The 6,180-nt window shown below is 45.6% G+C and carries 4 protein-coding genes; 3 read left to right on the forward strand and 1 reads right to left on the reverse strand.

The features are described from left to right. Positions 1-1,334: fatty acid cis/trans isomerase (locus tag BCT81_RS12125; RefSeq protein WP_198596886.1), on the forward strand; the 1,334-nt coding region annotated here is incomplete at its 5' end. Positions 1,335-1,461: 127 nt separating this feature from the next. Here the strand turns inward: BCT81_RS12125 and torS are convergent. Further along, entirely contained in the window at positions 1,462-4,476 is a 3,015-nt protein-coding gene (gene torS, locus BCT81_RS12130) for a TMAO reductase system sensor histidine kinase/response regulator TorS (RefSeq protein ID WP_102424557.1), read from the reverse strand. Between the two features lie 92 nt (positions 4,477-4,568). Here torS and torT point away from each other — a divergent pair, with 92 nt between their 5' ends. Together torT and BCT81_RS12140 are read left to right on the forward strand one after the other, a co-directional pair. After that, entirely contained in the window at positions 4,569-5,597 is a 1,029-nt protein-coding gene (gene torT / locus BCT81_RS12135; protein WP_102424559.1) for a TMAO reductase system periplasmic protein TorT, read from the forward strand. 62 nt (positions 5,598-5,659) lie between these two features. Further along, positions 5,660-6,115 carry a methylglyoxal synthase gene (locus tag BCT81_RS12140; protein WP_008218843.1) on the forward strand — a complete coding sequence of 152 codons (456 nt, stop codon included), beginning with the start codon at positions 5,660-5,662 and terminating at the stop codon, positions 6,113-6,115. Positions 6,116-6,180: the final 65 nt, after the last annotated feature.

Consider the following 6,180-nt stretch of genomic DNA (forward strand, 5'->3'; position numbering starts at 1 on the left):
TAGATAAGCTGCCAAGTTACGATATTGATGTTGCCGCGAACCCGATGACCTCATTTGAAGCCTTACCAGTAAACTCTCGCTTTAAGTTTATGCTCGACAACGCTCAGAACACCATCATGGCTTACATCAAAGGCCCAGTATGTCGTGGTCAGTTAGCATTGAACGTGATTAACGACAGATTCTGGGTATTCTTTATCGACCCAGACAAAGCCGATCTTCCAGAGATCAATGCCTTTTATGCGAGCCAACGTGACAACCTTAAGCTTCCAAGTGAGCTTGAAAGTAACACGGTTCCTGCAACTAACTGGGTTAGATATTCAAAACAGCAAGCACGCTACCTAGAAGGGAAATCAGACTTTGCTAATAAATGGTTTAAGAATGGCGAGAACTTAACGACAGACGTTATCTGGGATGGCAATGGGACTAACCCGAACGCTGCCCTCACTGTTTTCCGTCACTTTGACAGTGCATCGGTCGTGCAGGGCTTAGTGGGGCCTCAACCTAAAACGGCGTGGATTCTGGATTATGCACTTTTAGAGAGAATTCATTACTTACTTGTAGCTGGCTTCGATGTTTACGGAAACTTTGGCCACCAGCTTATCACTCGTATGTTTATGGACTTCTTACGTCTTGAAGGTGAAAGTAACTTCTTAACACTATTACCAAAAGATGTACGACACCTTGAGCACTCAAGCTGGTACCAAAATCAAAGCGTACAATTGAGCGATTTCTTGCAACGTAATATCGCACCTTTTGATCAGCCAACTAGCGTGGTGTACAAAACGGCCGATCCAAAACGCGAGCTGCTCGATAAGCTGAAAGATAAGCTGAGCCCGATACTCAATGACCGTTATGAGATCGTCGATACTGGCTTTAGCCGTAAAAATGAAGCACTGCTTAAACAGGTAAGCTTGGTGAAAGGTGAAGGCCTACGCCATGTGCCTCAACTCGTGATGATCATGATTGAGGGAGAAAACGGTGAAGAACAACTGTTCACCATGATTCACAACAACGCTCATAGCAACATTTCTAGCCTGTTTAACGAAGAAGGTAACCGAGATTACGCTAATGACGACTTAACGCTCGTCCGAGGTATTGTAGGCAGCTATCCAGCCGCTTACCTATCACTGACAGAGAAGGAAATTCCAACTCTCGTGAAGTCTCTACAAAACTTACAGACTGAAGAAGATTACGTAGCGCTACTCGATAAGTTTGCTATCCGACGCAGCTCTAACGAGTTCTGGCCATTCAGTGACCGAGTACATCGTTGGTACCAACAAGACCAACCGATTGAGTTTGGCCTGTTGGACTACAACCGCTTCGAAAACCGTTAGTCTGAAGCATCGCTTTGAAAACAAAAATCCTCTGTCTTGGCAGAGGATTTTTTTGTTTCTGGATGCTCAGTTAGACAGAGCTCAGCTTAGCCAGAGAAGCTCACTATGTGGCAGAGAACATTCTATATCAGACATGTTGTTGCAACGCCGCTAGAGAGTCTTTAACGAGCCCCGTTAATTCTTCAGAGCTGTTCTTGTATTGCGTTAATGGCTCACTGCTTATCTCAATGTTCTTACACAATTCAAACAGGGCTAATAGTCCTAAGCTGCCTGCCGACCCTTTGAGCTTATGAGCGAGCGATTTCACCTCACGGGCGTTCTCCGCATCATTGGCGTCAGCCATTTCTTTTAACGTTTCAAGGCTGCTTTGTTCAAATAGCCCGACAATCTGCTTCATCTTGTCCAAACCAAGAATAGACAAGTCGCCTTCTATTACTTTGCTATCAATTATCAGTTTGCTATCAGAAATGGTCACAGGACTTTCCTCTTGGTCTGGCTGTTTAACTTTGCTTTCGACTACTAGGTCGTTCTCAATACGCTTTTCACAAAAACTATCTTGGTTTCTTTGGCAGGTCGAATCATTAGGATCAGGCTGTGGCAATAGCAAGGTCTTGCCATCTAGCTGAGTCACTATCAGCCTTGCAAGCGCTTCTTTCTCCAAAGGTTTTGGTAAGAAGCCATCAAAGCCAGACGCCAAATAACTTTCTACTTCTTCATTAAACACATGAGCCGATACCGCCACCATAGGAGGCGCATACTGTGCAGTGCTCTCTGGTAAACAGTCTAAAGCAGATGCTTGAACCTCGATCTCTTTAAGCTGCTGAATAAGCTCAACGCCATCGCAGTCCGGGAGGTTGATATCAACAAGTGCAATATCAAAGACCTGTTCACTGTATATCTGACGAGCTTCTTGTCCGGTTTTGGCAATCTCGACCTCATGCCCTAGGTTGTTTAAGAAGCCTTCGGCAACAATGCAGTTCACTGGGTTGTCTTCAATCAACAGCACTTTAGCGCGGATACAGGTTTCAACCACTGCAGCTTTAGTTTCGATTTTTTCACCAGCTTGAAGCGGTAAAGAGAACCAAAATTGACTGCCTTCCCCCTCTTCTGAATGAACGCCAATATCACCGTTCATTGCCAACATGATGCGTTTACTGATCGCCAGACCTAGCCCAGTGCCACCCGTTGTGTTTCGACCACTGTTGGTTTGGCTAAACGCATCAAACAAGTACTTTTGTTCGCTTTCATGTATCCCAACGCCCGTATCGGACACTTCAAACATGACGCGGTTTTCATCTTCGAGATCTAAGCTGATGAAGATGTCGACATCACCTTTATCGGTAAACTTGATTGCGTTACCAACCAGGTTATTCAATATCTGGCTAATACGGGTGACGTCACCACGCCAGTAGCGCTGTACATCGCTTTCAATATGGTAGCTAAAGCCAAGCTTCTTCTCGGCTGCTCGCCCTTCCATCAATTGATAGGTGTCTTGAACCATTTGATGCAAGTCGAAAGACGCAATCCTTATCTCAAGGTGCCCAGCTTCAATTTTAGAGTAGTCCAATACATCGTTGAGGATGGCTAATAAGTTCTTACCGCTGCGGTTAATGATGTCAGCATAGCCAGATTGCAGAGAGTTCAGCCCGGTATCTTTTAGCAAACGGGCCGTACCCAATACCCCATTCATCGGTGTTCTGATTTCATGACTCATGGTCGCCAAGAAAGCAGACTTAGCACGGCTCGCTTGCTCGGCGGCACTTCGCGCTTTGGCGTGATTCGTCACCTCGACGTTCAGCTTTTCGTTGGTTTGTTGAAGCTGGTAAGTTCGCTCTGTGATCAGCTCTTCAAGGTGCTCTTTGTGTTCCTCTAGCTCTCGTTTCGCTTTAGCCTCACCCACAGCCACCACTTGTAGCGCCTGCGCAGTGTTTCTTGCTGTGATGATCGCTTCACCCATGTGGGCAAGCTCATCGTTACCTTTTACCGAGATATCGATATTGAGACGCCCTTGAGCAATAGACATCAAGGCAGCAGAGTATTCAGCAAGGCGTTTCACGACCGACACATACACCACGCGCCACACAATAAACGCCACTATCACCAAACCAATAATAGAGATCACCGACAGCGACCATTGCGCGAGGCTTAACGTAGAAGTCAGTTCATCTACCGCCTTTTTTGTGCTCAAGTTGGAGTCGTCGATCAGTTGGTTTACCGTCGTGTTCAGCTCTGAGAATAGCTTTAATGTGTTCTGCATCAACAGCTCAGATTTTTTGGTGTTCTCATACTGTTCCAAAGAGATATCAAACACCACTTGGCGCTTTTGTAATTCATGGAGAAGCTGAGACATTTGCTCTGAACGTGTTGGATCCTCTACCGCTTTCACGCGGCGAACCATGATCCTAAGATTAGATTCAAACTCAGTTTGGATTTGATGGATACGCTCAACATTGGTTACCGTTTGAGTTTCCTCAATCTGGTTGAGCATTTTGAACGCTAGAAGATGCAATTCGTGTAGGCGCTCTGAGAGGTCAAGGTCGACTTCCACCAGCGCATCTAGGGCTTGGTAGGCTTTATCGGTTTCTTTGGTCTCTAGCAGGTCATAGATATGGGTAACGTTGGCAACGGCTATGGTTGCGGTATTCAGCACTTGAGTTCGAGTCAGCTGTTCTAGCTCTTCAGCTAATAAGCGCATCTCTTCAACGCGAGACGTCAGCTCTTTGGTTAGCCAGAGTTTACGTTCTACTGAAACACCTAGTTCTGCTAGCGTGTTGATTACGCTCTGCACATTGTTTTCTAGTTTATGCAGCAGTTCTGAATCAAAGCTATCGACACCCAAATCTTTGATGTGTTGTAACAGAGCTTCGAGTTGGTCGAACAGCAGTGTGCCAGCCTCTTTACGCTCAGCTTCATTTCTCGCATTAGAGAGGGTTTGTACAGACGAAATAATGCGATTGCTCAACTCAGAAACCTGACGAGCTTCAATCATCGCTGGTAGCGCTGAATCAACAACGTTTCTCTCTGTTTTTGCAACAAAGCTAAATCCAGATACCCCGATCAATGCAGACAAAAGAACGAGCATCGCCATCACTAAAAATGAGGCCAGTAGCTTGCGTCCAATACTTGCTGAAGCTAACAACATAAAACCTAAACCTTAAAACGTTCTTCTTTACCCCTGCAGAATACGCTATATTTTGCAGTGTTTCTTATCTAAAACCAATAAAACGGCAATTCATGCGCACTAAATCCTTCGCGTCAAAACTTCTTTTATATTTACTTGCGTTAGCCGCCTCTTCCGCTAGTGCTGATGAGCTATTAAGCCCTATCAAACCGGCGACTGCGACGTCACAAAAAGAGAAGATCTGCGCCATCTACCCACATCTCAAGGATTCCTATTGGTTATCTGTGAATTACGGCATGATTTCCGAAGCCGAAAAATTGCAGGTTGAGCTACGAGTGCTAGAAGCTGGCGGCTACCCAAATATCGGCAAGCAAGCCTCGCAACTCGTGCTTTGCACTCAATGGGGTGCCGATGCCATTATTTTAGGCACAGTATCACCAGACGCCTATCACGATAACCTCACCGACTGGGTTGGATCGACACCTGTGTTTGCGACCGTGAATGAGTTAACACTAAGTAAGGAGCAGCAAAAAGTCTTGAAAGGCACGGTTGGTGTTGATTGGTATAAGATGGGCTTTCAAGTAGGTGAATACCTTGCCAAGCTTCATCCTAAAGGTTCAGGCGAAACGCCCATTGCACTCTTGCTTGGCCCTCAAGCGAGTGGCGGCACCAAACCTGTGGCGTTAGGATTCTATGACGCGATTAAAGATAGCGATGTAAAAATCGATGTGAGCTATTGGGCTGACAACGACAAAGAGCTACAACGCAATCTTGTACAACAAGTAATAGAACAAGCTCACGTAAAATACATTGTCGGCAGTGCCGTCGCGGTTGAGGCTGCAATCAGCGAGCTAAGAGCGGCAGACAAAACCGATGAGATTGGGCTGATTTCTAGCTACCTAAGTCACGGGACTTACCGAGGTTTACTGCGAAACAAGGTACTTTTTGCACCAACAGACAAAATGGTGGAACAGGGTCGCTTGTCGGTGAAACAAGCGGTGAGTTATTTACGAGACCAACCTTACGAGATGCACAGCGCACCAAAAATTGAAGCTCTGACCCCTGCAACACTCAAAGATCAAATTATTGCCGATTCATTGTCACCTTCTGAGTTTCGGCCGGTATTCAGTGTGAATCCATAGTGTTATATTGAACCAAGCACTCAATAACTATAAAAATACGAACAATAATTTAGGGAACATTCATGCAAAAAACAACGCGTACTATGCCAACGCATAAACATATCGCTCTAGTCGCTCATGACCACTTCAAACCTGAGCTTCTAAGATGGGTAAAAGAGAATAAAGAGAAGCTACAAAGCCACTTCCTTTATGCGACGGGTACAACGGGTTCTCTGCTAAGCAAAGAAACAGGTTTAGCAATCAAGAGCATGATCAGTGGCCCAATGGGTGGCGACCAACAACTTGGCGCTCTAATTTCAGAAGGCAAGATCGACATGCTGATCTTCTTCTGGGATCCACTCAATGCCGTACCGCACGACCCTGATGTAAAAGCACTACTGCGTATCGCGAGTGTTTGGAACATTCCTGTAGCAACCAACCGCGCTACTGCGAACTTCCTTTTCAACTCTTCACTACTTGAAGAAGAAGTTGTTATCGAGATTCCAGATTACGAAGCGTATCTGGCTGAACGAACCTAATTCTCGTTAAGACAGATGAGTACGTCACAGACTAAAAAGCCTGCTTAATGAAGTGACCCCGTAAA

The sequence above is a fragment of the Vibrio sp. 10N.261.52.A1 genome (assembly GCF_002876325.1).
GTDB classification, from domain to species: Bacteria; Pseudomonadota; Gammaproteobacteria; order Enterobacterales; family Vibrionaceae; genus Vibrio; species Vibrio chagasii.

Bases quoted from the DNA above. Each gene is read 5' to 3' on its own strand.
- torS (WP_102424557.1), bottom strand. From the start codon at position 4,476: ATGTTGTTAGCTTCAGCAAGTATTGGACGCAAGCTACTGGCCTCATTT.
- torT (WP_102424559.1), top strand. From the start codon at position 4,569: ATGCGCACTAAATCCTTCGCGTCAAAACTTCTTTTATATTTACTTGCG.
- BCT81_RS12140 (WP_008218843.1), top strand. From the start codon at position 5,660: ATGCAAAAAACAACGCGTACTATGCCAACGCATAAACATATCGCTCTA.